Source organism: Schleiferilactobacillus harbinensis, assembly GCF_008694105.1.
In the GTDB taxonomy this organism is placed as follows: domain Bacteria; phylum Bacillota; class Bacilli; order Lactobacillales; family Lactobacillaceae; genus Schleiferilactobacillus; species Schleiferilactobacillus harbinensis.
This window is the reverse complement of record NZ_CP041364.1, coordinates 1,049,559-1,075,169: the sequence shown is the minus strand read 5'-3', so window position 1 is coordinate 1,075,169 and position 25,611 is coordinate 1,049,559. Positions and strand designations below refer to the sequence as shown.

27 protein-coding genes are annotated in these 25,611 nt (G+C 55.2%); 22 read left to right on the top strand and 5 right to left on the bottom strand.

Going from position 1 to position 25,611, the window contains the following annotated elements:
• Positions 1-3: 3 nt before the first annotated feature.
• The 3 genes from FMM01_RS05545 to recN all read left to right on the top strand — a co-directional run bounded on the left by FMM01_RS05545 (position 4) and on the right by recN (position 3,098).
• Positions 4-849 (top strand): TlyA family RNA methyltransferase, encoded by an 846-nt coding sequence (locus FMM01_RS05545; protein ID WP_150391872.1) that lies wholly within the window; start codon positions 4-6, stop codon positions 847-849.
• Positions 836-1,306 carry an arginine repressor gene (locus tag FMM01_RS05540; RefSeq protein WP_150391871.1) on the top strand — a complete coding sequence of 157 codons (471 nt, stop codon included), beginning with the start codon at positions 836-838 and terminating at the stop codon, positions 1,304-1,306. The genes FMM01_RS05545 and FMM01_RS05540 overlap by 14 nt, the downstream gene beginning before the upstream one ends.
• A gap of 70 nt (positions 1,307-1,376) precedes the next feature.
• Entirely contained in the window at positions 1,377-3,098 is a 1,722-nt protein-coding gene (gene recN / locus FMM01_RS05535; protein ID WP_150391870.1) for a DNA repair protein RecN, read from the top strand.
• A gap of 146 nt (positions 3,099-3,244) precedes the next feature.
• Here the strand turns inward: recN and FMM01_RS05530 are convergent, their stop codons facing one another.
• Positions 3,245-3,577, bottom strand: coding sequence for a hypothetical protein (locus tag FMM01_RS05530; RefSeq protein ID WP_150391869.1), 333 nt, complete (start codon positions 3,575-3,577; stop codon positions 3,245-3,247).
• A gap of 123 nt (positions 3,578-3,700) precedes the next feature.
• Between FMM01_RS05530 and FMM01_RS05525 the strand changes: the two genes are divergently transcribed.
• From FMM01_RS05525 to FMM01_RS05470, 12 genes are all read left to right on the top strand, one after another.
• Positions 3,701-3,937 (top strand): YdbC family protein, encoded by a 237-nt coding sequence (locus FMM01_RS05525; protein WP_027828657.1) that lies wholly within the window; start codon positions 3,701-3,703, stop codon positions 3,935-3,937.
• Between the two features lie 67 nt (positions 3,938-4,004).
• Positions 4,005-4,622, top strand: a complete 618-nt coding sequence (gene gmk / locus FMM01_RS05520; RefSeq protein ID WP_146994395.1) for a guanylate kinase — start codon at positions 4,005-4,007, stop codon at positions 4,620-4,622.
• Positions 4,622-4,873, top strand: a complete 252-nt coding sequence (rpoZ, locus tag FMM01_RS05515) for a DNA-directed RNA polymerase subunit omega (protein WP_146994394.1) — start codon at positions 4,622-4,624, stop codon at positions 4,871-4,873. The genes gmk and rpoZ overlap by 1 nt, the downstream gene beginning before the upstream one ends.
• A 76-nt stretch (positions 4,874-4,949) precedes the next feature.
• Positions 4,950-6,155, top strand: a complete 1,206-nt coding sequence (gene coaBC / locus FMM01_RS05510) for a bifunctional phosphopantothenoylcysteine decarboxylase/phosphopantothenate--cysteine ligase CoaBC (RefSeq protein WP_146994393.1) — start codon at positions 4,950-4,952, stop codon at positions 6,153-6,155.
• 33 nt (positions 6,156-6,188) lie between these two features.
• Positions 6,189-8,594, top strand: a complete 2,406-nt coding sequence (gene priA / locus FMM01_RS05505; RefSeq protein WP_150391868.1) for a primosomal protein N' — start codon at positions 6,189-6,191, stop codon at positions 8,592-8,594.
• Between the two features lie 33 nt (positions 8,595-8,627).
• Complete coding sequence (gene fmt / locus FMM01_RS05500; protein ID WP_150391867.1) at positions 8,628-9,596, top strand: methionyl-tRNA formyltransferase; 969 nt, start codon at positions 8,628-8,630, stop codon at positions 9,594-9,596.
• Positions 9,583-10,911 carry a 16S rRNA (cytosine(967)-C(5))-methyltransferase RsmB gene (rsmB, locus tag FMM01_RS05495; protein ID WP_150391866.1) on the top strand — a complete coding sequence of 443 codons (1,329 nt, stop codon included), beginning with the start codon at positions 9,583-9,585 and terminating at the stop codon, positions 10,909-10,911. Before fmt ends, rsmB begins: the two co-directional genes overlap by 14 nt.
• Positions 10,912-10,929: 18 nt before the next feature.
• Positions 10,930-11,682, top strand: a complete 753-nt coding sequence (locus FMM01_RS05490) for a Stp1/IreP family PP2C-type Ser/Thr phosphatase (RefSeq protein WP_027828664.1) — start codon at positions 10,930-10,932, stop codon at positions 11,680-11,682.
• The gene (gene pknB, locus FMM01_RS05485) at positions 11,669-13,702 is read left to right on the top strand and encodes a Stk1 family PASTA domain-containing Ser/Thr kinase (RefSeq protein WP_150391865.1); all 2,034 of its coding nucleotides are present in this window, start codon (positions 11,669-11,671) and stop codon (positions 13,700-13,702) included. Before FMM01_RS05490 ends, pknB begins: the two co-directional genes overlap by 14 nt.
• On the top strand, positions 13,692-14,603 hold the full coding sequence (rsgA, locus tag FMM01_RS05480) for a ribosome small subunit-dependent GTPase A (RefSeq protein ID WP_035440445.1): 912 nt from the start codon (positions 13,692-13,694) through the stop codon (positions 14,601-14,603). Before pknB ends, rsgA begins: the two co-directional genes overlap by 11 nt.
• 25 nt (positions 14,604-14,628) lie before the next feature.
• Positions 14,629-15,285, top strand: coding sequence for a ribulose-phosphate 3-epimerase (gene rpe, locus FMM01_RS05475; RefSeq protein ID WP_146994387.1), 657 nt, complete (start codon positions 14,629-14,631; stop codon positions 15,283-15,285).
• Positions 15,282-15,938: a thiamine diphosphokinase gene (locus tag FMM01_RS05470; protein ID WP_027828668.1), complete on the top strand. Its 657-nt coding sequence runs from the start codon at positions 15,282-15,284 to the stop codon at positions 15,936-15,938. Before rpe ends, FMM01_RS05470 begins: the two co-directional genes overlap by 4 nt.
• Positions 15,939-16,093: 155 nt before the next feature.
• On the opposite strand, the gene FMM01_RS05465 is transcribed toward FMM01_RS05470, so the two are convergent.
• The 4 genes from FMM01_RS05465 to rpmB all read right to left on the bottom strand — a co-directional run bounded on the left by FMM01_RS05465 (position 16,094) and on the right by rpmB (position 18,377).
• Complete coding sequence (locus FMM01_RS05465) at positions 16,094-16,399, bottom strand: hypothetical protein (RefSeq protein WP_056990078.1); 306 nt, start codon at positions 16,397-16,399, stop codon at positions 16,094-16,096.
• A 33-nt stretch (positions 16,400-16,432) separates the two neighbouring features.
• Positions 16,433-17,272 carry an IS3 family transposase gene (locus FMM01_RS05460; protein ID WP_063516983.1) on the bottom strand — a complete coding sequence of 280 codons (840 nt, stop codon included), beginning with the start codon at positions 17,270-17,272 and terminating at the stop codon, positions 16,433-16,435.
• A 32-nt stretch (positions 17,273-17,304) separates the two neighbouring features.
• Positions 17,305-18,060, bottom strand: a complete 756-nt coding sequence (locus FMM01_RS05455; protein ID WP_150391864.1) for a helix-turn-helix domain-containing protein — start codon at positions 18,058-18,060, stop codon at positions 17,305-17,307.
• A gap of 131 nt (positions 18,061-18,191) precedes the next feature.
• Complete coding sequence (gene rpmB / locus FMM01_RS05450; RefSeq protein WP_027828669.1) at positions 18,192-18,377, bottom strand: 50S ribosomal protein L28; 186 nt, start codon at positions 18,375-18,377, stop codon at positions 18,192-18,194.
• A gap of 134 nt (positions 18,378-18,511) precedes the next feature.
• Here rpmB and FMM01_RS05445 point away from each other — a divergent pair, with 134 nt between their 5' ends.
• From FMM01_RS05445 to FMM01_RS05415, 7 genes are all read left to right on the top strand, one after another.
• A complete protein-coding gene (locus tag FMM01_RS05445; RefSeq protein ID WP_146994385.1) occupies positions 18,512-18,751 on the top strand; it encodes a hypothetical protein in 240 nt (79 codons plus the stop codon).
• 138 nt (positions 18,752-18,889) lie between these two features.
• Positions 18,890-19,258, top strand: a complete 369-nt coding sequence (locus FMM01_RS05440; protein ID WP_027828671.1) for an Asp23/Gls24 family envelope stress response protein — start codon at positions 18,890-18,892, stop codon at positions 19,256-19,258.
• 32 nt (positions 19,259-19,290) lie between these two features.
• Positions 19,291-20,961 (top strand): DAK2 domain-containing protein, encoded by a 1,671-nt coding sequence (locus FMM01_RS05435; protein ID WP_027828672.1) that lies wholly within the window; start codon positions 19,291-19,293, stop codon positions 20,959-20,961.
• 79 nt (positions 20,962-21,040) lie between these two features.
• Positions 21,041-23,080, top strand: coding sequence for an ATP-dependent DNA helicase RecG (gene recG, locus FMM01_RS05430; RefSeq protein ID WP_150391863.1), 2,040 nt, complete (start codon positions 21,041-21,043; stop codon positions 23,078-23,080).
• Between the two features lie 20 nt (positions 23,081-23,100).
• On the top strand, positions 23,101-24,141 hold the full coding sequence (gene plsX, locus FMM01_RS05425; RefSeq protein ID WP_150391862.1) for a phosphate acyltransferase PlsX: 1,041 nt from the start codon (positions 23,101-23,103) through the stop codon (positions 24,139-24,141).
• Positions 24,141-24,383: an acyl carrier protein gene (gene acpP / locus FMM01_RS05420; protein ID WP_027828675.1), complete on the top strand. Its 243-nt coding sequence runs from the start codon at positions 24,141-24,143 to the stop codon at positions 24,381-24,383. The genes plsX and acpP overlap by 1 nt, the downstream gene beginning before the upstream one ends.
• Before the next feature lie 176 nt (positions 24,384-24,559).
• Complete coding sequence (locus tag FMM01_RS05415; protein ID WP_035440450.1) at positions 24,560-25,606, top strand: ABC transporter ATP-binding protein; 1,047 nt, start codon at positions 24,560-24,562, stop codon at positions 25,604-25,606.
• Positions 25,607-25,611 lie beyond the last annotated feature (5 nt).

Genomic DNA, 25,611 nt, shown 5'->3' with positions numbered 1-25,611 from the left:
TCGATGAGTACCAAAGAACGGGTGGATGTCCTGGCAGTCAGTCAAGGCCTTTTTGCCTCGCGAGAACAGGCCAAGCGGGCAATCATGGCGGGGGAAATCTATACCCAAGACATGGAGCGCCTGGATAAAGCCGGCGTGAAGATTCCAGCTGATACCGAACTGGTCCACAAAGGGCACAAATTGCCCTACGTGAGCCGCGGCGGTTTGAAATTGGCTAAGGCCAAAGACGTCTTCCACCTGAACTTCCAGGACGCCACGGTCCTAGATATTGGCGCATCCACTGGCGGGTTTACCGATGTCGCGCTGCAAAACGGCGCGAAGCTGGTGTACGCCCTGGATGTCGGCTACAACCAACTGGCTTACAAACTGCGGGAAGACCCCCGGGTGGACGTCATGGAACGGGTCAATTTCCGCTACAGTGTTCCCGGCGATTTCACCCATGGTCAGCCGGACATTGCGGTGACCGACGTATCGTTTATCTCGCTGCGTTTGATCCTGCCGCCGCTGCAACCGATCCTGAAGCCCCACGGCCAGGCGGTGGTTTTGGTCAAACCGCAGTTTGAGGCCGGGCGGGAACATGTCGGCAAGGGCGGTATCGTCCGCGATCCAGCGGTTCATCGGCAGGTTTTGCAGACGATTACCCAGTCGGCGGCGGCCGATGGCTATCGGCTCACAGGCTTAGACTTTTCGCCCATCACTGGGGGCAGTGGGAATATTGAATTTCTGCTGGCCTTACAAAATGAAGGCACTCCTCAGCCGCTTTTGCCCCAAGAGACGATCGATGAGGTCGTAGCGCGGGCGTGGGCCACGCTGAAACATTCAGGAGGCGGGCACCATGGCCACGACTGAGCGGCGGGCAGTGATTCGCCAGCTGGTCAGCAGTCGGCCGGTAGGTACCCAGGAAGAGCTGCTGGCGCTGCTGCAAAAGCGGCATCTCGCCACGACTCAGGCCACGCTGTCCCGGGATCTCACCGCGATCGGCGCATTCAAGGAACGGGACGAAGAAGGGCGGCTGCGCTACGTTCTCCCCGACCCGCTGCCGGCGGTGGCCGAGCAGCGGCTTCAGCGGGCTTTGCGGGCTAGTCAGAGTCAATTTGACCGGCAAGATCGGCTATTGGCTATTCACACTCAGCCCGGGGCGGCGCAAGTCGTAGCCGCGACGCTGCGTCTGCTGCCCCTGCGGGAAGTGTTCATTGTCTTGGGCGATGACGCCGGCGTTTTGCTGGTTTGCCGCAGCGAGCGCGGCGCCCAGAGCACGCTGCAATGGCTGCGCGCTCTGCGGGATGATCGGGTGTTTTCTTCTTAACCGGTAATTTGGTATAATGCATATAACGAACATACGTTTATTGCATCGTATTGAAGAAAGGTGACAGCTCATGTTACAGGAACTCGCGATTCATGATTTTGCGATCATCGAGCAGCTTTCTGTCGATTTCAGCACCGGTATGACGGTGCTCACCGGGGAAACCGGCGCGGGCAAATCGATCATCATTGACGCCGTGGGCATCCTGGTCGGCGGCCGGGGGTCCGCGGATTTCATTCGCACCGGCACCAAGAAAGCGACAGTGGAAGGCATGTTCAGCATTCCCGCCGGGGCCTTGACCCAAAATTTACTGCAGCATTACGGTGTGGGCAGCGACGACGATCAGGACACGGTGGTCCTGCAGCGGGAGCTGTTCACCAGCGGCCGCAATGTCTGCCGGATCAACGGCCACCTGGTCAACACCAGTACACTGAAGGCCGTGGGTGAGACCTTGGTGGATATTCACGGGCAAAATGAGCATCAGGAATTGATGCACCCCGAGAAGCATCTGAGTTTGCTGGATCAGTATGCTGCCGATCAGATCAAACCATTATTAGCCGCTTATCAACAGCGCTACGCTGACTGGAAAGACTTGGCTGGCCGGGTCAAAGAACGGGTGGCCAATGAACGGGAATGGGCCCAGCGCTTGGATATGCTGCAATATCAAGCCAAGGAGATCAATGATGCCCATTTGCAGCCCACTGAAGAAGACGATTTGACCAGTGAGCGGGATCGCTTGAACCATTTCCAACAGATTCAAGATGCCCTGCAGACCGGTTACGGCGTTTTGAATGGTGATGACGACGAGGCCGGGGTGATCGATCGGCTGGCCGAAGCCATGGCCGCTTTGCAGAACATTGCCCACTTGGACGCGGATTACGAAAACATGGCAGAGTCTCTCGGCAACGCGTATTACGCACTGCAGGATGTGGGCAGTGATCTGAGCCACCAAATGGACGGCTTGGAGTATGATCCCGCGCGTCTGGAGCAGGTCGAGGATCGACTGGCCACCATTACCCAGCTGGAACATAAATACGGTGCCACTGTGCCGGATGTCATTGCTTTTGGTCAAAAGGTCAACGACGAACTAGACGAAATGAATGACACCCAAGGCTCCAGCGATGAGCTGAAAGTGAAGCTGGCTAAAGCGCAAACTGAGGCCCTGGCGGCAGCCAAAAAGCTGTCTGCTACCCGGGTTGCCGCGGCTAAGCAGTTAAGCAAGGATATTCACCAGCAATTGGCCGATCTGTATATGGCCAAGGCCGTCTTTGACGTCCATTTCACGGTCCATGAAGACCAGCTTGGCCCCACTGGGATCGATTCCGTTGAGTTTTACATCCAGACTAACCCCGGGGAAAAACTGCGCCCCTTAGCGCGTACCGCTTCCGGCGGCGAGTTATCGCGGATCATGCTCGCCCTGAAGACGATTTTCTCCCAGGCGGACGGTGTCACCAGCATCATCTTCGACGAAGTCGATACCGGCGTGTCTGGCCGGGTGGCCCAGGCGATTGCTGAAAAAATCAGCCGTATCAGCCGCCATTCCCAAGTCCTCTGCATCACCCACCTGCCCCAAGTCGCCGCCATGGCTGACCATCAAGTCCATATCGCCAAGACTGTCAAGAGCGGCCGGACCATGACCCGCCTGACCCCGCTCACCGGCACCGGCCGTGTTGAAGAACTCGCCCGCATGCTCGCCGGCACGACGATCACTAAGCTGACGAAGGAGCACGCCCAGGAGTTGCTGCGGCTGGCGATTCAAGATAAGGATGCCCAGGCTAAAGAGCAGACGGCATAAATATTGTTACTATGTGGCTGAGCATACAAAAGAGGGCTTGGAAAACCAAATTTCCAAGTCCTCGGACACCTAGTGCCATTGCGAAGCTTTGGCACGGCAGTAAAAAACATTTTAACTTTTTCACGAGTAGTTTGCGTAATATAAGTTTAGTCCGCCTCAGCAACACTTGCTGCACCCGCAACCCGTTGCAGACTATAAACTTCACTCGGCGCAAACACCCGATACAACCGATGATCGTCACTTACAAACAGCCATTTCTCCCCAAACGGCCGCACGTACCCGCGCGCCTGCAGCAGTGTCGGCGGCGCATCGAACGTGATCGTCACGTGGTAATGCCGCTCATGGCTCTGCGTCAAAAATAGGGTGGTTTGAGCCGCCGGCATCTGTGCCGGCAAACCGGCGGGCAAGTCGAACCACCGCTGCACGGAGCTAGCGACTTGGGACTTCAGGGTCGTCATCATTGATTGTTTTCTTTCCATTATGTACTGCGCCTCCCGAACGAACGTTTGTCATTTCATCTCTAAGTATACGAACGACCGTTCTAAAATGCAACCATATTTTCGCCTCCTTGGGTGATTGTAATATTTGAAAGGAGTTTTTTCATGGCCCGAAAAAACACAGACCCCATTCAATTCAAAGTCGAAGAAACCATCGGTGTGCTCAGCACTAGCGCCAATGGGTGGCAAAAAGAACTGAACCTAGTTTCCTGGAATGATGCGCCGCCTAAGTTTGACATCCGCAGCTGGTCACCGGATCATACCAAGATGGGTAAGGGGATCACGTTGACCAATGAGGAAATGGCCGCCTTGAAGGAAACGATTCAGCAAGCCGGTTTGTAAGCAACTTGAAAAAAGCCCCGTTTTAGTCCAAAATAGTCATTAAAAATCAAGAGGAGATTTTAACTGGATGTCAGACCGTGGGATGTTAATCGTTTTGTCCGGTCCGTCCGGCGTCGGTAAGGGTACCGTACGCCAGGCGATGCTGGCCGATTCGTTCAAGGACTTCAAGTATTCCGTGTCCATGACCACCCGCCAACCCCGGCCGGGGGAAGTGGATGGCGTGGATTACTACTTCCGCACCAAAGAACAATTTCAGCAGCATATTGCCGATGGGGAAATGCTCGAATGGGCTCGATATGTTAATAACTACTACGGCACACCGTTAGGCCCGGTGAACGCCACCCTGGATGCTGGCCAAGATGTCCTATTGGAGATTGAAGTGAACGGGGCCATGCAGGTCCGGGAAAAATGTCCCGATGGCGTCTTTATTTTTCTCACCCCGCCGGATCTCCAGGAACTTAAACAGCGCATCGAGAAGCGCGGTACCGATGATGCCGCCACGATTTTGAAGCGGATGGAGAAGGCCCGCAACGAGATCAAGATGATGGAAAACTATGATTATGCCGTCGTCAATGATAAAGTGAACTTAGCCGTGAAGCGGATCGAGTCGATCATTACCAGTGAGCACAACCGCGTGCCCCGGGTGATTGATCGGTACCGTAAGATGATTGGAGTGAACAATTAATGATTAGTTATCCGTCGATTGATGACTTGCTGAAGCGCTATGATTCCCGTTACTCCTTGGCAGTCCTGGCTGCTAAGCGCGCCCATGAATTAGAGAAGGGCGAGCCGAAGATGCTGGCCAGTTACGAATCTCCGAAGTCAGTGGGCCAAGCCTTGGAAGAAATTGCCAAGGGTAAGGTAATTATTGACCCGGATTCTGTTTTACTGGAACAAGAAGCCGAGAAGAAACTGAAGAAGCAAGAAGAAGACTAATTTTCAGAAACGGAGGGGACCTTGTCGGTAATGCGCAAGGCCCCTTTTTTTCTGATTAGGAGAAAGGAAGCTGGATATGGCGGCCAATCATATTGCGTTGTACGTCACCGGCGGCATTGCCGCTTATAAAGCAGCCTCATTAGTGCGTTTATTTGTGAAAGCCGGCCACACCGTGCGGGTCGTGATGACCCAGCACGCGACAGAATTTATCACCCCCCTGACCATGGCCACGCTCAGTCAGCAGTCGGTGGCACTAGATAATTTTGCCCCACCGAAGCCTGGCGAAGTCAGCCACATTGCGCTGGCCGATTGGACCGATGTGGCGGTGGCGTACCCGGCTACGGCGAATTTCATTGCTAAAATTGCCCAAGGTTTCGCCGATGACATGGCCAGCACCACCTGGCTGGCGACGACCGCGCCGAAAATCATCTTTCCGGCAATGAACAGCCATATGCTGCATCAGCCGGCCACCCAACGCAATTTGGATCAATTAAGCACCGATGGGGTGGCCGTCGCCCCCACTGGCAGCGGTTTTCTCGCTGAAGGGTACGCGGGTGACGGCCGGCTGCTGGAACCCAGCGAGGCTCAGGGCTTCACGGATTACGTGGTCAGTCGGCGTCAAGGGCTGCTCCAGGACCAGCACGTACTGATCACCGCGGGCGGGACGAAAGAGGCCATCGATCCGGTGCGCAATCTGACCAACCGCTCCAGCGGCAAGATGGGTTATGCTCTGGCGCAAGCCGCGCTAGCCGCCGGCGCCAACGTGACGCTGATCAGCACCACGGGCCAGCAGCCGCCCTTCGGCATCACGTATATTCCTGTCCAAGATGCCCGCCAAATGCAGGCCGCACTGACAGAACGATACGCCGCCAGCGACATTGTGATCATGGCTGCCGCTGTCGCCGATTGGCGGCCAACCAGCGTCGCCCAAGAGAAGGTCAAGAAACAGCCGGGACAAACGACTTGGCACTTGGATCTGGTGCGCAATCCGGACATTATTGCCGGTTTAGGCGCGCAGAAATCGCATCAGTTCCTCGTCGGTTTCGCGGCGGAGACCCAGGACTTGATCGCCAATGCGGAGAAAAAAATGGCCGCCAAGCACGTCGATATGCTGGTGGCCAATGATGTCAGCAAAGCCGGCGTGGGCTTCGGGGCCGACGACAATGCCGTTGTCCTTTTACGCCCGGGCACGCCGCCGCAGTACATTGCCAAGGCGCCCAAGCGCGAGATCGCGACCCAAATCGTGACCGCCATCGGCCGCTTTCTCCAAGCCAATTATTAAGCAATTAATTATCAATGAAAGGTGGGGAAACAGATGACCCAAGTGGCTCAAGTCGTGGTGGATGTTGCCACCCGGCAGACTGATCAGCCGTATGATTATGCCATTCCAGATGATCTCGTCAGTGTTGTAACGCCTGGCATGCGGGTCGTCGTTCCCTTTGGCCGGCGGCGCTTGCAAGGGTTTGTCGTCGGCATACAAGATCATGCGGCGTTCGATGGCAAACTCAAACCGATCCAGCAAGTGATGGACCTGGAACCAGCATTGGATCATGAGCTGCTGGCCCTGTCCAAATGGGTAGCCAACACTACCTTTGCCTTCTGGATCACGACAATGCAAACCATGCTGCCCGCAGCGATGCGGGCTAAGTATGCTCGGCTGTTAGTGCGCACGGACCAATTTCCCGCTGACGATGCTTGGGGCCGGCAACTGTTTGGCCGTTCCCAGACCATCCCGTATCCCGAAGACCTCACCGCCGCGCAAACCAAGCAGTTGCGCCAGTGGGCGGATCAGGATGCGGTCCGCGTGGAATACAAGGTCAAAAATCAGGCTCGCGCCAAGACCCGCAAGGGCGTACACGCGCCCACAGCGGCGGTATTAGCTCAGGTGACGGTGCCCAACCGGGCCAAAGCCCAGCAGAAACTGCTCACAGGTCTCCAGCAGGCACCATTTGCCGGGACCCTGACCTATGCTCAGGCGGCACAGCATTACGATGTGTCGGAAGCGACGATCCACACCGCTGAAGAGGCCGGCTGGCTGCAGCCGGCCACCTTGACGATTCGGCGCAATCCCTTAGATGCACAAACCGAGCGGGATGCGCCGAAATCCTTGACTCCGGATCAGACCGCCGCCACGGATCAATTTGTGACCGCGGTGACCAACAAACAGGCGCATACTTTCTTATTGGAAGGAGTCACCGGATCCGGGAAAACCGAGGTTTATTTGCAAACGATCCAGGCCGCTTTGGATCAGGGCCGCACAGCCCTGATGCTGGTGCCGGAAATTGCCCTGACGCCCCAGATGGTCCATCGGGTCTATGCGCGTTTCGGTACGGCAGTCGCTGTCCTGCACAGTGGTTTGTCAGACGGCGAGAAATATGATGAATGGCGGCGAATCCAGCACCAGCAGGCTAAAATCGTTGTCGGCGCCCGCTCGGCGGTGTTCGCGCCGTTAACTAATATTGGCGTGATCATCATTGATGAAGAGCATGAATCGTCTTATAAACAGGATGATTCACCCCGGTATCACGCCCGCAACGTCGCTTTGCACCGAGCGAAGACGTTTCATTGTCCAGTGATCCTGGGCAGTGCCACCCCGTCTTTGGAATCCCGGGCACGGGCCGAGAAGGGCGTGTATACCCTCGTGCGCCTGCCGGAGCGAATCAATGAGCGGCCCTTGCCGCCCGTGCACATCATCGATATGCGTCAGGCCGGCGGCGCGCGGGTCACGCCGGATTTTTCACCGGAATTATTATCCGCTCTGGAGAATACGCTGGCGAAGCATGAGCAGAGTGTCTTGATGCTCAATCGCCGCGGTTATTCAGCCCAGGCGATGTGCCGCAACTGCGGCTGGATCGCTAAATGCCCCAACTGCGACATCTCGCTGACCGTCCATTTGGCGGCGCACAAACTGGTCTGCCATTATTGCGGTCACGAAGCACCGATTCCCACCCGCTGCCCGGTCTGCCACAGCGACAAGATTCGCTTCTTTGGCACCGGAACGGAAAAAATCGAAGACCAGCTGCAAAAACTTCTGCCCACCGCTCGAATTCTGCGGATGGACGCGGATTCCACCCGGAAGAAGGGGGGGCATGCCCGGATTCTGAAGGCCTTTGGCAGTGGTCAAGCCGATATTCTGCTCGGTACCCAAATGATAGCCAAGGGGTTGGACTTCCCCACTGTGACGCTCGTCGGGGTGATCAACGCGGATACTGCCTTGGGCATGCCGGACTTTCGCGCCAGTGAGCGCACTTTCCAGCTGCTCACCCAAGTGGCCGGCCGGGCCGGCCGGGGGGACAAACCGGGTGCCGTGATCATTCAGACGTACAACCCGGATCATTATGCGATTCAATTGGCCTCCCACCAAGATTATGAAAGCTTCTTCCGGCGGGAAATGGTCGTTCGCCATCAAGGCAAATATCCGCCGTATTACTATACGGTGCTCTTGACCATTTCAGCGCCCGGCGAATCGGTGGCCGCTCAAGAGGCCTACCGGATCGCCGGCGACTTGAAGCCGCTGCTGTCCAAAACGGCCATCGTACTGGGGCCGACACCGCGGAGTATTACTCGGGTGAACAACCGGTATTATTACCAGATCTTAGTGAAGTTCAAAAAGGAACCGGCACTGGGGCGGGGATTGCATAACCTGCTGACCAACTCCCAGAGCCTGGCAAAGAATCACGTTCAAGTGGCCATCGACTTTGAACCGCAGCAAATTATGTAAGCCAGTTAAGCAAAGAAACGAGGAAACGAATCAATGACATCAATCGTATTCATGGGTACGCCAGATTTTTCAGTGCCAGTTCTGCAAGGGTTAGTGGACGCGGGCTATACCGTCAGCGCCGTCGTGACCCAACCGGATAAAGCGGTCGGCCGCAAACACCGGCTGCAAGCTTCCCCAGTGAAGCAATTAGCCACCCGGCTCGGCCTGCCGGTTCTGCAGCCGACGAAACTCAGCGGCAGTTCAGAAATGGCCAAGCTGATTGAGCTGCAGCCGGATCTGCTGGTCACCGCCGCCTTTGGTCAATTTCTGCCCACTAAGCTGCTGAATGCCGCCAAAATTGCGGCCGTTAACGTCCACGGCAGCTTACTGCCCAAGTACCGCGGCGGCGCGCCGATCCAGCGGGCCATCATGCACGGCGAACGGGAGACTGGGATCACGGTCATGTATATGGCTAAAAAAATGGATGCCGGCGACATGATCGCTCAAAGCGCGATTCCTATTGAAGCCGATGATGATGCTGGGACCCTGTTCCAAAAGCTGGCCATTGTTGGTCGGGACTTGCTGCTGGCGCAATTGCCGGCAATTATTCACGGGACCGCTAAGCGGATCCCTCAGGACGAGAGTCAAGTGACGTTTGCTTATAATATCAAACCCGAAGAAGAGCAGTTGGACTTTAATCAATCAGCCATTGCCTTGGAACGTCAGATTCGTGCGTTGAAACCGGACCCTGGGGCTTATTTGCGCCATGCTGGGGAACGGATCAAGATTTGGCGGGCACTGGTCCGGGAAGATACGGGCAATCATACGCCGGGCACGATCATCGCCCGAGGCAAGCATGAACTGGCCATCGCCACCGGCACCGGTGCGCTGGCGCTCACCGAATTACAGCCAGCTGGCAAGGCGGCAATGCCAATCACGAGTTACTTAAACGGTGCCGGTCAGCATCTGCAAGTCGGCGATCAATTTGTGGAAGTCAGCGAGGCCGCTCATGAGCAGAATTAATCCCGCTCGCAATCTCGCGGTGAATGTCTTGACGGCCGTGATGACTAAGGGTGCTTATGCCAATATTGAGTTGGACGCTGCCCTGCGGCAAACCCCGCTGACCAGTGTCGATACGGGCCTCGCCACCACCATGGTCTATGGTGTGCTGCAGCATTGGCTCACGCTGGACTGGCAGTTGGCCCCATTCATTAAAGGAAAGAAATTAGAGCCTTGGGTGCATACCCTGCTGATCACGGCGCTGTATCAAATGGCTTACTTAGACCGCGTGCCGGATCGGGCAGTATTTTTCGATAGTACTGAGATTGCTAAGAAGCGGGGAAATCCCGGTTTGGCTAAACTGGTCACCGGTGTGCTGCGCCATGTCCAACGCGCTGGGTGGCGGGATCCGCAAACCATCAGCGATCCGGTCGAGCGGTTAAGCATCCAAGAAAGTCTGCCGATCTGGCTGGTCCAGCAGCTCACGGCGATTTATGGTCCTGAGAAAACAACGGCCATTGCCCAAAGCGTCAATACGCTGCCCCGGCCGACGTTACGGGTCAATACCCCGGCTTACACTGTCGCGCAAGTCCAAGCCCAACTGGCCAAAGACCACATTGAAACGATGCCCAGCCAGATCAGTGCGGTCGGCTTAATTGCCGAGGGCGGTCATCTGGCGGCGACACCCGCCTTTAAGGCCGGCGCTTTCACCATCCAGGATGAAAGTTCTATGTTGGTGGCCCCCACACTCACTCCCCAGCCCAGCGACCGCATCCTTGACGCCTGTGCTGCCCCTGGCGGCAAGACGACCCATCTTGCCAGTTACGGCGCTCAGGTCACGGCCCTGGACATCCATGCGAACAAAGTGCGGCTGATCGAGCAAAATGCCCAGCGTCTGCACTTGACGGATCACATCCACGCCGAAGCTTTGGACGCCCGGGATGCGGCTGCCCATTTTGGTCCGGACCAGTTTGATAAAATCTTAGTGGACGCTCCTTGTTCCGGCCTCGGATTACTGCGCAGAAAGCCGGAAATCCGGTATACTAAGAGGGCAGACGATATTGCCCACTTGCCCGCGATCCAGCTGGCCATTCTGGCGGCCGTGGCCCCGACGCTGAAAACCGGCGGCGCACTGGTCTACAGTACCTGCACAATTTTACCGGCGGAGAACCAAGAGGTCGTGGATGCCTTTCTCAAAACGCATCCCGACTTCATCCAGGTGCAAACGCCGCTGCCGGCGGGGCTCAAAGCTACGGCAACGATGCCGGCACTGCAATTGACGCCGGATGATTGCGGCAGTGACGGGTTTTATATCGCTAAATTAGTGAAAAAAGGGTAACACACAGAGAGGTGCAACATGGAATACGCCTATCAATCCGATGTCGGCAGGCGCCGGGAGGACAACCAAGACTTTGCCGGCGTTTTCAAGAACGAAGCCGGGGCGCTCTTTGCGGTCGTCGCGGACGGCATGGGCGGCCATCAAGGCGGCGACGTGGCCAGTGAAATGGCTGTGTCCCACCTGGGTCACGACTTTTCCCAAACCGACATGCACTCCGTGGAGGATGCCGTCAAATGGCTGATCTACGATTTGCAGCGGGAAAACGATAAAATTTTGGCGGTGTCCGATCACTACGCAGATTTGCGCGGGATGGGCACCACCTTTGTGGCGGTCATTGTGGTCGGCCACCAATACATCGTCGCTAATATCGGCGACTCCCGCTGCTATCGCTACAGCCACGGTAAGCTGGAACAGCTGACGGAAGATCATTCGCTGGTGAATGAACTGCTCAAACACGGTGAGATTTCACCAGAGGAAGCCAAGCACCATCCCCAGAAGAATGTGATCACCCGCACCCTGGGGGTTTCCAGCGATGCCGATGCCGATGTGACCATTTTTGACTTCGGGCCGGACGATTATTTGCTGCTGTGCAGCGACGGGCTGACTAACATGGTCTCCACCGATGAGATCAAGGAAGCCTTAGCCGGTCCCGGGACGCTTGATGACAAATGTGCCCAGCTGATTGGCTGGGCCAATGACGCTGGCGGTCTGGATAATATTACCGTGCTGATTTTGCATCGCCAGGGGGGTGTCCGCCATGATGGAAAATAATTACCTGCTGGCTGATCGGTATCGCATCAAGCATCTGTTGGGCGAAGGCGGCATGGCTAACGTCTATTTAGCTCACGATGAAATTCTGGACCGGGATGTGGCAGTCAAAGTGCTGCGCCTGGATCTGCGCAACGACCAAGAGACCCAGCGCCGCTTCCAGCGAGAGGCTAAGGCGACGAGTGAACTCAACCATCCGAACATCGTCTCGATTTTGGACGTCGGTGAAGAAGAGGGCATGCAGTACATCGTTATGGAGTACGTGAAGGGCGAAGACTTGAAGAAATATATCGTCAAGCACTTCCCCATCCCGTACCAGCGCGTGGTAGACATGATGGAACAAATCCTGTCCGCCGTTGCCCATGCCCACGCCCACGGCATCATTCACCGGGACCTGAAGCCGCAGAATATTCTGGTGGACGAGCAAGGTAACGTGAAAATCACCGATTTCGGCATTGCCGTCATTTTGTCGGATAATTCCATTACTCAGACTAATTCACTGCTCGGTTCGGTGCATTATCTATCGCCGGAACAAGCCCGGGGCCACATGGCGACCAAGCAGTCGGACATTTATTCCTTAGGGATTATTTTGTATGAAATGCTCACCGGCTCGGTCCCGTTTGAGGGCGAGTCTGCCGTATCCATTGCAATCAAACATTTCCAAAATGAAATGCCCGCTGTTCGCGATTTTGATCCGCGCGTGCCCCAGGCACTGGAGAATGTCATTTTAAAAGCGACTGCCAAGGATCCTTCGCAGCGTTACGCCACAGTGGTGGACATGGCGACCGATTTGAAGACGTCGTTGTCCCCTAAGCGGGCGGGCGAACCGAAGTGGGCGCCGGACAACAGCAAGGATTTGGAAGAAACAAAAGTTTTGCCTGCCATTGCCGCGGCAGCAGAACTCGCCAAACCGACCCAGGCCGAAGCCGCCACGGACACCCCAGAGCCAGCGGAGAAAGCCGCCGACACCGAACCGCAGCCGGCGAAAAAGGCCAAGAAAAAGAAGCCCTGGTGGCTGTGGGCCGGTCTGGCGGCCGGGGCCATCGTCATTATCGTCGTGGCGGCTCTTTTCCTGACCGCAAAGAAGGACGTGAAGGTGCCGGACCTGGCCGGTTTGACCCAGCAGCAAGCTGAGACGACCCTGCAAAACGCTGACCTGGATATTGGAACGATCGAGAAAGAGTATTCCAATACCGTTGATAAGGGCGATGTGATCCGCTCCATTCCCGCCCGCAATCAGGTGATCAAACAGGGCAATACGGTCAATCTGATCGTTTCCCGGGGCAAGAAGGGCTATAAGCTGGGGAATTATGTCGGTGACAGCTATGACACAGTCGCCGCTGCGCTGCGCAAAGAGAAGATCGATGTGAAGCGGGAATATGCCAACTCCGCCGATGTGGCGCCAGGTGAGATTATGCGCCAGTCGCCCAAGGCGGGCAAAACAGTGATTCCTGGCAGCGACACAGTCACCCTGACCGTTTCCCGGGGTAAGAAGCAGATCGTTTTGCGGGATCTGTCCAACTACACCAAGAAGAGCGTTCAGGATTATGCGGATGAAAACGGTCTGAACGTCACGTTCCGTCAGGCCTATTCAAACACCGTCAGCGCCGGGCTGGTTATGAGTCAGGATCCAGCCGCGGGGACAGATGTCACGGCGGATACCAACGTTGTCGTAACCCTATCCCAAGGCACCCAGCCAACGAAGACGACGAATTTCACGAAGACGGTGCAGATTCCTTATCTGGCGCCAGCGGCCAGCAGCAGTTCAGCGGACAGTTCGGATGAAAGCAGCACAACCAGCAGCTCATCCAGCAGTACCAGTGAACCGGTGCCCAACGACATCGTGATCTATATTCAAGATAAGTCCCATAGTTTGAGCACAGTCTACCGGGAGTTCAAAATCACCAAAGACACCCCGGTGGAGCTGCCGTTCACGGTGGATTCGGGCCAAACCGCCCATTATCGGATCACCCGGGATGGCACGACGATTGCAGATGAGCAGGCAAGTCCGAATGGCAACTAATGATAAAGAACTGACCGGCCGCATCAGCCAATCTCTCAGCGGCTACTACGATATCGTTGCCCTGGACGGCAAGACCTATCGCACCCGGGCGCGGGGGAATCTGCGCCATACCAAGCAAAAGCCGGTGGTGGGGGATAAAGTCGCCTTCACTGTCGGCGACGATGCCGACCACCTGGGCTACTTGCTGCGGATCCTCCCTCGGCAAAACGTCTTGCAGCGGCCGCCAGTGGCCAATGTGGATCTCGCGGTGGTCGTCACCGCCGTCAAGGAACCGGACCTTCAGCTGAATTTGCTGGATCGCCAGCTCCTGAGTTTAGCCCAGCAGGACATCCAACCCATCATTTATTTAGCGAAAACCGACCTGCTGACTGGTGACGAATGGGCTGCCCTGCAACCGATCATCGCGGGGTATGAGGCGATCGGCTACCCGGTGATCGCTCCCGAGCAGTCCTTCGCGCCCACCGCCTTAGCGGCCCTGCAGGGTCACTTCGCAGATAAGCTGGTCGTCGTTACCGGGCAAACCGGGGCCGGAAAGTCCACCCTCCTGAACCACTTGGCACCGACCCTGGCTTTGGCCACCAATGAAATTTCCAGTGCCCTGAATCGGGGCAAACACACCACTCGCCGGGTCAATCTTTATCCCTTGGCTGGCGGTCTGGTGGCCGATACCCCCGGGTTCTCTGCAGTGGATCTGGATACGATCGATAAGTATCAGCTGCCCCAACTCTTTCCGGAGTTTGCGGCGCTAGCCGATCAGTGCCGGTTCCGCGGCTGTCTGCATCTCCAAGAACCCGGTTGTGCGGTGAAGGCCGCTGTGGCGGCCGGGACGATCATGGCCAGTCGTTATGCCGATTATGAACAATTTCAAGCCGAAGCGGCCGCGCGCAAGCCGCGCTATTGATATTAAAGAAAGCTGGTAAACAAGTATGACGTTACGCATTGCTCCGTCGATCCTCAGTGCTGATTTTGCCAATTTAGCGACGGATGTCGCGAAGATCGAAGATGTCGGTGATTTAATCCACATCGATGTCATGGACGGCCATTTTGTGCCGAACCTAGCCTTTGGCCCGCAAGTTGTGGCTGCTCTGCGGCCGCTGACGAAGCTGCCCTTGGAAGTACATTTGATGGTTGAAAAGCCGGAAAACTTCGTTGATGAATTCATTAAAGCCGGGGCCGACACGATCCTGGTCCACGCGGAAAGCACCCCCCACCTGTACCGGGTGATCCAACTGATCAAAGAGGCGGGGGTCAAAGCCGGCGTCGTCGTCAATCCGGGGACGCCCATCGAGTCCGTTTCGCCGATTCTCCATCTCGTCGACGAGGTACTGGTCATGACGGTGAACCCTGGCTTCGGCGGGCAGAAATTTTTGCCGGATATGCTGCGCAAAGTGACCCATGTGGCCCAATTGCGGGATACCACGGCGAACGCGGACTACACCATCGAAGTGGACGGCGGGGTCAATGCGGACACAATCGGCGACTGTGCCAATGCCGGTGCGGATACTTTCGTGGCTGGTTCCTTTGTATTTGATAATGCCGACCCGGCAGGCCAGGTGCGCCGGCTGCGGGGGCTGATTGAATGAAACACGTTGGGTTAATGTTAGGCGGGCCAGAAGATCTATGGCCGGACCAATTAGTCAGCGATATTGATGCGCCCATCACCGATTGGGTGGGCGTTGACCGGGGCAGTCTGCGCTTGCTGCAGCAGGACGTCGTGCCCGTGATGGCCATTGGCGATTATGACTCCATGGTCCCCGCGGAACGCCACCGAGTGGAGCACGCCGTCAAAGACATGCGCTATTCAGTGCCGGAGAAAGACGACACCGACTCCGAACTGGCGTTGCAGGCGGCCTTCGAAGACCTGCGGGCCGATGAAGTGTCGATTTTTGGGGCCACTGGCGGGCGGCTGGACCATTTGCTGGTCAATCTGTGGCTGATGGCGGAACCGCGGTTTAAGGAATATGCCCCGCATGTCGCTATTGTGGACCGGCAAAACCTGATCCGCTTCTTCCTGCCGCCTGCCCAGCTGGTTTTCCCTCGAACAGAATACAAGTATGTCGGGTTCGTCAACCTCACACCGGTCACGGATTTCACGATCCGCAACGCCAAGTATCCGTTAGCCCCGTTTGCCAGCGACTACCCGGTCTCCTGGGCGAGCAATGAATTTCTCGGCGACCAGCCGATTCAAATCACCTTCAGCAAGGGGATTATCGCCGCAATTTACAGTAAAGACTAAAAAAATCCCAGCCGATCAGCAACTGGGGCGGTGCCCCGTCAAGTGGACAGCTCAAATATTAAAAGGTCGTTCTCGTGTTGTTCCCCAATTAGGGGCGAATTAGTTACTGATTTTGGCAGTCCGCAGGGGCTGCCATTTTTGATCCAAGAACTTTCCTAATCAAATGGTCCTTCTGGAATAGTTGGATACCGATTTAGTGCCATCTCATACGTTCCCATAGAGATGCGCTTGGCCTTGGCTATCACATTTTCTGTGTAGATTTGGAACCTTGTGCGGGTCGGCGTTACAACAAATACAAGGTCGACAATCGAATCGCTTTCTTCGTCGTAAAGAAGTGAATGATCGTAGACCTGGAAAACATCACCCGCGTCGAAAATAATCTCTTCTCGCGGTTCATCACGATAAATATCAAAACCAGTAATTTGGTCCCAGGCCTGGTAAAATTGTCCTTCTCGAATCATGGTTCTCCTCCTTATGCGTCCCTCAATACACGATCAAGCCGCTGTCTTAACGGCATGATTCCGGTATTCCACGGGGGTCATGCCATCGAGTGTTTCTTGGCGCCGATTGCAGTTGTACCACAACGCGTATTCTTCAATGAGCCGCATCATTTCTTCGTATGTGTTGGCGTGGAAGAAGGCAAAATACTCAGCCTTCGCATGACTCCAGAGACTCTCCATCGGGCCGTTGTCGCCAGGCGTTCCTGGCCGTGACATGCTATGAATGACGCCGGACCCGGCTAATTCCGTGTTGTAAAGCCGGGAAGTGTAACTGGAGCCCTGATCACTGTGCAGAAGCTTAGGCAGTACTTCTTCGGCTTCTACTGCCGCCCTGAACGTGTCGGTGACCAGCGTGGCAGTCTCAGTCGGTTCAACCTCCCAGGCTACGATACTATGGTCGTAGAGGTCCTTGATCGCGCTCAGACGCAAGCGGCACTCTGAATTGAAACCGTACGTCAACTCGCTGCAGTCCGTGACCCAAACCTCGTTTGGCCGGGTAGGATGAAAGGCATGGCTGCCGTCTTGGTTAAGCAATTTATTGCCAAGAATGAATTCTTTCTTCTCCGCTACTCGATCATGCTTCTTCTGACGAATCGAACACTGGATACCGTTATCCCGCATCAATCGCCGGACCCGTTTAGGGTTCACGTGATGTTGCGTTTCCCGATTGATAATCATCGTTAATCGGCGCACGCCATAAATATAATGGTTGTCCGCTTCCTGTTCCTTGATAAGACGGACCAGCTCGTCGTTTACGATGTCTTGCTTCGTCGGTTTCCGGCGCAACCACTTGTAGTAAGCAGAGCGTGGAATATCGAATATTTGGCAACACACCGATACCGAGTGGTATCGCTTGGTGACCTGGTTTACTTCTTGGGTGAGTTCGTGAATGGCAATATATTGGTGCTGTCGGTGTCGTTGCCGGCACTCCTTCTCTCTACATCCTGCAATTTTTTTAATAGTGCGATTTTCGTCTCCAGATAATCAATCCGAGCCTTGCTCTCCTTGTTCTCGAGTTTTAAACGTTCATTCTCATCAAGGATACTTTCAGGCTTACGCTGGCCGCGACGATCAGTGAGACCCTCCTCGCCGCTCTCGCGGAACTTCTTTACCCATGAATAAACTTGGCCATACGAAACACCAAAGTGCTTAATGGCCCCTTGGTAGTCCATGTCATGTGCAATGGTCCACTGTGCAATTTCAATTCTCTCAACGTAAGTCGTTTTCCTGCCCTTGGTCATGGGTGCACTCCCTCTAGTGGTCTGTAGTAGTTGACCACTATTATACAGAGAAACCCATTGGTAAACGACTGCTGGATTGGAGATGTCGTACTTAGCACACAGCTTATAGTAGGACGTCCCACCCGCTAGGTATTCCTGAACAATCTGAAACTTGAGCTCGCTGGAATACGTCGTGCGCTTACGCTGTTGGCGTCGCGGTGCTCGTTCCTTAGGGACGAGTCCGGCTGCTCCCCATTGTTTATACTTCTGTACCCATTGACTCAATGCTTCCTTGCGCGGCCCTCCGGATCGCTGAACATCCATGAGTGACTGGCCAGACAGTACTCGATTAACGAACTCAATCTTGTCTTCCAAAGAGTAACGGATTCCCTTCCGCCGCATAAAAAAACTCCCTTCTGGGAGAACAGACCTTTGATTATTTGGTCTGTCCACCCTGAAGGGAGTGTACCCACTGCTGAAAAGCTGGGATTTTAATCGATTGTGGTGTTCGCGAACACAATAATCTAACAGAACTAAACGCGAGTAACCTTACCGGACTTCAATGCCCGTGCAGATACCCAGACACGCTTCGGCTTGCCGTCAACTAGAATACGGACCTTATGCAGGTTCGGCTTCCAGGAACGACGAGCGGAGTTCAGCGCGTGGGACCGCTTGTTACCAAATTCTGTCTTGCGGCCTGTAATAAAATCCTTTGCCAAAACGATTCCCTCCTTTAACGCCCAATGGGCCAAAATTACTTATCTAAGTTACCATACGCCCCCCACCAATGCAAGTGCCTTTCAAGTATTTTCCCTTGACAAGTGTAAGATAATAACAGAAAGAGGGTATTAACTTGGCCGCATTATTCATTTGGGCAACCCTCATCACCAGTGCCCTCATCGCCGGTCGTCCCAACCACTATCGCACTTTGGCCAGCACCTTCTTCATCCTTGCCTTGCTGGCGTATTTGCATATCATGAACCACCTGTCGCTGCTTGATTGGCCCCTGTGGCTTTTCACTATTCTGGCCATCGTGTTACTGATGATTCAACATTGGTTCACAGATAAACGGAATAATAGGGATAACAGGTAAGGACGATTTTTCTCAAGTTATAGGGAGCCATGTCGTGCCGCCATCGGAGCAGTCACCTTTCTGCCGGCCTCGACAACCACCAAAACCCCCATCTGTGGTATGATTGTTAAAGAAATATTGAGTAAAGGAGGCCCCCACATGGCCGTCAAAATTGAGACCAAATACGGCACCATCGCCATCGCTAACACCGTCATCGCCACCGTCGTCGGCGGCGGCGCCACCGATGTCTACGGCATCGTCGGCATGGCATCCAAACAAATCTTCCGGGACAACTTTAATGAGATCCTGAACCGAGACAACTATTCCCGCGGCGTGGTCGTCCGCCAAGACGATGACGGTGTCACCGTCGACGTCTTCATCATCGTCGGGTATGGCTTAAAAATTTCCGAAGTTTGCCGCAACGTCCAAGATAAAGTAAAATACAATCTCGAATCGATGTTGGGGATCACTGCCCAAGCAGTGAATGTAATCGTCCAGGGCGTCCGCGTCCTGGGGGACGACGCTTAAATAAAACCCGTGTCTTCGAGGAGGAATACGCAGTGGCAGTAACAGAAATCACCGTGGACAAGCTGACCGATATGGTACGGGTCGCCGCCCACCGGCTGAGTAAAAACGTAGAATTTGTCAATTCATTGAATGTTTTCCCCGTGCCTGACGGGGATACCGGCACCAACATGAGCCTAACGCTGGCCAGCGGTGTGAAAAACGTCAACAATGCCAACGCCGCAACCGTCGGCGACATGACGAAGGCCTTGGCCAAGGGCACCCTCATGGGCGCTCGGGGCAATTCCGGGGTCATTTCGTCCCAGCTCTTCCGCGGCTTTGCGAAAGCAACGGAAGGCAAAAAAGTGCTGACCGCCCAAGATCTGGCCGACGCATTGACCGGCGGGGTACAGACGGCTTACAAGGCGGTCATGAAGCCTGTGGAAGGGACCATTCTCACCGTCGCCCGCGAAGCCGCCAAGGCAGGTAATAAGGCGGCTCAAAACAATGACGACGCCACCGTTGTCATGCAGGCGGTCGTCACCGGCGCCAAGCGCGCCCTGGCCGCGACTCCGAGTTTGCTGCCGATTTTGAAAGAAGTCGGCGTCGTCGATTCCGGCGGCCAGGGACTCGTCTTCATTTACGAAGGCTTCCTGGAAGCTTTGGACGGTCACGTGTCCAGTGATGAATACGTGCCGGACGATGAAGAAATGGACGAAATGGTCAACGCAGTCCACCATCAGGCGATTCAGGGCCAATTAGCCACGTCTGACATCAAGTATGGCTACTGTACTGAAATGATGGTGGAACTCAATCAGCACCCAGAAAAGGGCCATGAGTTCGATTACGATACATTCCGCAACTACTTGAACGACTTGGGCGATTCATTGCTGGTCGTGGCCGATGACGAAGTGGTCAAAGTCCACGTCCACACCGAACACCCGGGCAAAGTTTATCGCTACGGCGCCCAGTTCGGCACCTTGGATAAGATCAAGATCGACAACATGCGGGCCCAGCACGACGATATCGTGGAACGCCAGGCGAAAGAAGCCGAAAAGCCCCAGGCTGCTGCGAAGTTCGGCGTCGTCGCCGTCGCTTCCGGGCACGGCGTCGCTGAATTGTATCGCTCTCTGGGCGTTACGGAGATCCTCGAAGGCGGGCAGACCATGAATCCGTCCACCGAAGACATTCTCGCCGCCATCAAGCGGGCCAACGCCAAGAACGTGATCGTTCTGCCGAACAACGGCAACATCTTCTTAGCGGCTAAGCAAGCTGCGGAAAACGCCAAGAATCACGTTCAGGTCGTCCCGACCAAGAGCATTCAGCAGGGGATGACGGCGATGCTGTCGTTCAATCCGGATGAAACATTGACCACCAATGTATCAGAAATGACGGATTCCTTGGATACCGTTGCCAGCGGTGAACTGACCATCGCGACTCGGGACACGTCGATCAACGGCATGACCATCAAGAAAGATGATTTCATCGGTATCGTCGATGGGGACATTGTGGTCAATGGCACAGATCGCGTTGAGGTGATGACTGAGATGATCACCAAGATGCTCAGTGAGGACAGTGAGATCATCACGATCCTCTACGGCACCGACGGCACGAAGGAAGAAGCCCAGCAAGTCGCTGACGCTGTCACCGCCGAGAATGACGATCTGGAAGTCGAGATCCACGAAGGCGACCAGCCAGTTTATGCGTATTTGGTTTCCGTTGAATAACTGTTTTTCCTTGGCCTGACGAGAACCGACTCTTGGTTTTCGCCGGGCTTTTTTTGCAAGGATAGAAAGGAGGCCGCGCGTGGCCAGTTTGGCAGATCCAGTGACCGCCCTCAGCGGAGTGGGCGAGAAGCGAGTCAGTGCCCTGCACCAGCTCGGTATCGACACGGTGGGCGACTTACTGTTCTATTTTCCGTTCCGTTATGAAGATATCCGCACCCGTTCCTGGCAAGAATTGGGCGACGGGGAGAAAGTCACCCTGAAAGGCACCGTCATTGCGCCGCCGGTCGTCTCCCGCTTCGGACGCAACCGCAACCGGCTCAATATTCGCCTGCTGGTGGAAGATTTGCCGATTGTGGTGACATTTTTTAACCAGCCCTGGCTGAAGGACAAAATCGCTGAAAACAGCGAAGCGGCCGTTTTCGGTATCTGGAATGCAAAACGGCACAGCCTGACCGGGCAGCGCTTGATTGCCCAGGCCGAAGCTGGTGATGCCGGGATGAGCCCCATCTACTCGGTGAATAAGCATATTCGCCAGCGGACGCTGGTGGATCTGATCCACCAAGCGTATGAGAAATATCAGCCGCTGCTCACTGATGTGGTGCCTGAACCGCTGCGCCAGCACTATAAGCTGGAACCAACGGCCCAGATCGTTCACGATATGCATTTTCCCAAGAACAGTGAGGATGCCCGCTCTGCTCGACGCTCGGCGGCCTTTCGGGAGCTTTTTCTCTTTGAATGCCGCATGCAGTCGCTGCGGGCGGAAAATAACAAACATGACGCGGGGCTAGTGCTGAATTACGATCTCACTGCCATGCGCGAGTTTATCCAGACCCTGCCCTTCGAATTGACCAATGCCCAAAAACGGGTGGTCAACGAGATCGTCGCCGACATGAAGCGGCCGCGGCACATGAACCGGCTGCTCCAGGGGGACGTGGGCAGCGGGAAAACGATCGTGGCGGTGCTGGCTATTTTCGCCGCCGTCACTGCCGGCTATCAGGCCGCCCTGATGGTGCCCACCGAAATTCTGGCAGAGCAGCATTACCAAAAAATTGCCCGGCTCCTCGCCCCCATGCACGTCTCGGTGGGCCTGCTTGCCGGTTCTTTGGCCGGTACTGCCCGGGCTAAAACCCTGCACGATATCGCCACCGGCCGCCTGAATGTGATCATCGGGACCCATGCGTTAATTCAAGATGCGGTAAAATTTGCTAAACTAGGGTTGGCCGTGATTGATGAGCAGCACCGATTCGGGGTAAATCAGCGCCGGGAATTGCGGCGCAAGGGGCTGTCCCCGGATGTCTTGATGATGACGGCGACCCCGATCCCCCGGACCCTGGCAATCACGACTTACGGTGAGATGGACGTTTCCACCATTGACGAACTGCCGGCCGGCCGGCATCCGATTGAAACGGTTTGGCTGAAAAGCAACCAAACCGGACCAGTCTATGCCCGCTTGCGGGCGGAGCTGGCCGCCGGCGCTCAGGCCTACATTGTCACGCCGCTCATTGCAGAATCTGAAGCGATCGATCTGCGCAACGCTGAAGATCTCTATGAGCGAATGACCAAGGCGCTGCCCCAGTACCATGTAGCGCTGCTCCATGGTCAGCTGAAGAACCAGGATAAAAATGCGATCATGACGGCCTTCAGCCACAATGAGATCCAGGTCCTGGTGGCCACCACTGTGGTCGAAGTCGGCATGGACGTGCCCAACGCCAACCTGATGATCATCTTCGACGCAGATCGTTTCGGGCTCTCCCAACTGCACCAGCTGCGCGGCCGGGTGGGGCGCGGCGGGCGGCAGGCGTTTTGTTACCTGATCGCCGATCCAAAGAACCAGGTGGCTATTTCCCGGATGGAAGCAATGGTCAAAACGACCAACGGCTTTGTTCTGGCGGAGAAGGACTTGCAGTTGCGCGGTCCCGGGGACGTCTTCGGAGATGAGCAGTCCGGCTTGCCCCATTTCAACATCGCCGACCCGGTCGGGGATTCAGCGATGCTGGAAGTGGCCCATGCCACCGCGGGCCAGATCTTCAAAGAAGACCCAGCCTTGCACGCCCCGGACCATCAGGGAATCGCCGCCTATCTGGCGGAACTGAAGCGCCGGAATCAATATTTCGATTAATTATTGGAGGAAATCACTGAATGAAAACAATCGCTGTGGATGCCATGGGCGGGGATAATGCCCCGCAGGCGATCGTCGCTGGTATCGAACAGGCGCGGGATGACTTCGCGGACCTGCAATTCCAGTTATACGGCAATGAGGCTCAACTCAAGGAATTGGTAAAAAATACGGAGCGGATCACCATCGTGCCGACGACGGAAGTCGTCACCGGCGAGGATGAACCGACCCGGGCGATTCGCCGGAAAAAGGATTCGAGCCTGGTCCGTGCGGCCCTCGCCGCCAAGAACGGCGACGCCGATGCCTTTTATTCCGCGGGTAATACCGGGGCCGTTTTGACCGCCGGTGTATTGCTGGTCGGCCGAATCAAGGGCATTGAACGGCCGGGACTGATCACCATTTTCCCGACGGTGAATAAGGATCAGCATTTCTTAATGCTCGATGTCGGGGCCAATGCGGAAAGCAAACCCAGCTATCTGCACCAATTCGCACTGATGGGCCAGTTTTATGCCCATGACGTGCTGGGGCTGGAACAGCCCCGGGTCGGGCTGCTGAACAATGGCACCGAGGCCGACAAGGGCGACAGCCTGCACAAGACGGTCCACGAGCTGCTGGCCAACGATCCGGATATCAACTTCGTCGGCAACGTTGAGGCGTCTAATTTGTTCAACGCCCCGGCCGACGTCGTCGTCACCGACGGCTTCACCGGCAATGCGACGCTGAAAGCGATGGAAGGGACCGCTGGCACTGTGATGCACCTATTGAAGCAGAATCTGCTGAACAACGGCTTGCTGCCGAAACTCGGTGCTGCGATGGCTAAGCCGGCCTTCAAGGCCTTGGCCGAGATGTTTGACGCCGACCGGGCCGGCGGAGCCGCACTGATTGGCGTCAAAGCCCCCGTCGTTAAGAGTCATGGCAACTCCGACGCCCACACCGTGTATTTCGTACAAAAGCAGTTGCGGGCGATGCTGAACGCTGGCACGGTGCAAAATGTGATCCAATATTTCTCGACCCATCACGCAGAACCCGCGGCCTCAGAAGCCGTCAAGGAGGAAACCAAGTAATGTCAGAACAAGAGATTTTTGATAAGATTCAAGCTTTAATTGCCGATCGCTTTGAAATTGACCCGGCTAAGATTACGAACGCCACCAACTTCAAACAAGATTTATCAGCCGATTCCTTAGACTTGGTGGAATTCGTCCTGACTTTGGAGGATACCTTTGGCGGTGAGATCTCCGACGAAGACGCGGACAAGCTGAATACTGTGGGCGATGTAGTGCAGTACATCGCTGCACAACAGAAGTAAGCGGTCATCATTTTTCATTTATGGCGAATCAGTGTCCAAAAAATGATTTTTCAAAGCACAGTGTCTTGCAATAGAGTCGGTCTACCGATATAATTGAAGCATTGTAAACCATTCTCATGGCTTTCTCATCATCGCTGATGACCGCTATGCGAGCGTTACTGTTAGGAGGAATGGATTTGGATACATCCGACGAATTATTACTTGATATCCAACATCTGCATACAGCTTTTCGGGTTCACGATCATTTCTATGATGCCGTTGATGACATTTCATTGACTTTGCATAAGAACGAGATTCTGGCATTAGTTGGTGAATCCGGTTCGGGGAAGAGCACCTTAGCGACCAGTATTATTGGCCTGCACAATCCGCGAAACACTAAAGTGACCGGCGATATTATGTACAATGAACTGAATCTGGTTGGCTTGAACGAGGCACTATTCAACCGGATTCGGGGTAATGATATTGGCATGATCTTTCAGGACCCGTTATCAGCGTTAAATCCATTGATGCGGATTGGTGAACAGATTGCGGAGTCATTGGTGTACCATACAAAACTCAATGAAAAAGAACGGGAAGCTCGCGTGCTTCAGCTGTTGGAACAAGTCGGCATTCCCGATCCGCCGTTAACTGCCCACCAATATCCTCACGAGTTATCCGGCGGGATGCGTCAGCGGGTCATGATTGCCATTGCCATAGCCTGCAAGCCGCCAATTATTATTGCGGATGAGCCGACAACGGCCCTGGATGTCACGATTCAAGCCCAGATTTTGGATCTATTGGAAGACATCCAAAAGGAAATTGGTTCTGGCATTCTTCTCATTACCCATGATTTAGGCGTCGTAGCGGAAACGGCGGATACTGTTGCCGTCATGTATTCTGGTCAAATTGTTGAGCAGGGTAGTGTGTATCAGGTCTTTGAACACCCGTTACATCCGTATACCCGGTCGCTGTTACGGTCCATGCCCCAAGCAGATTCAGACGACGAGGAATTGCACGTGATTCAAGGTACCGTTCCATCTCTCGTGAACATGCAACGGACAGGCGACCGCTTTGCGCCGCGGATCCCCTGGATGCCGGCATCTTCCCATGAGGAACACCCCGTTTTGCACGAAGTTGAACCCGGTCATCTTGTACGCTGTACCTGCTACAAAACATTCTATTTCCCAGATGAAAAAGAAGCTGCTGCAGCCGGTGCACCTCAAAATGCTAATGAAGGAGAGTAGCGTGT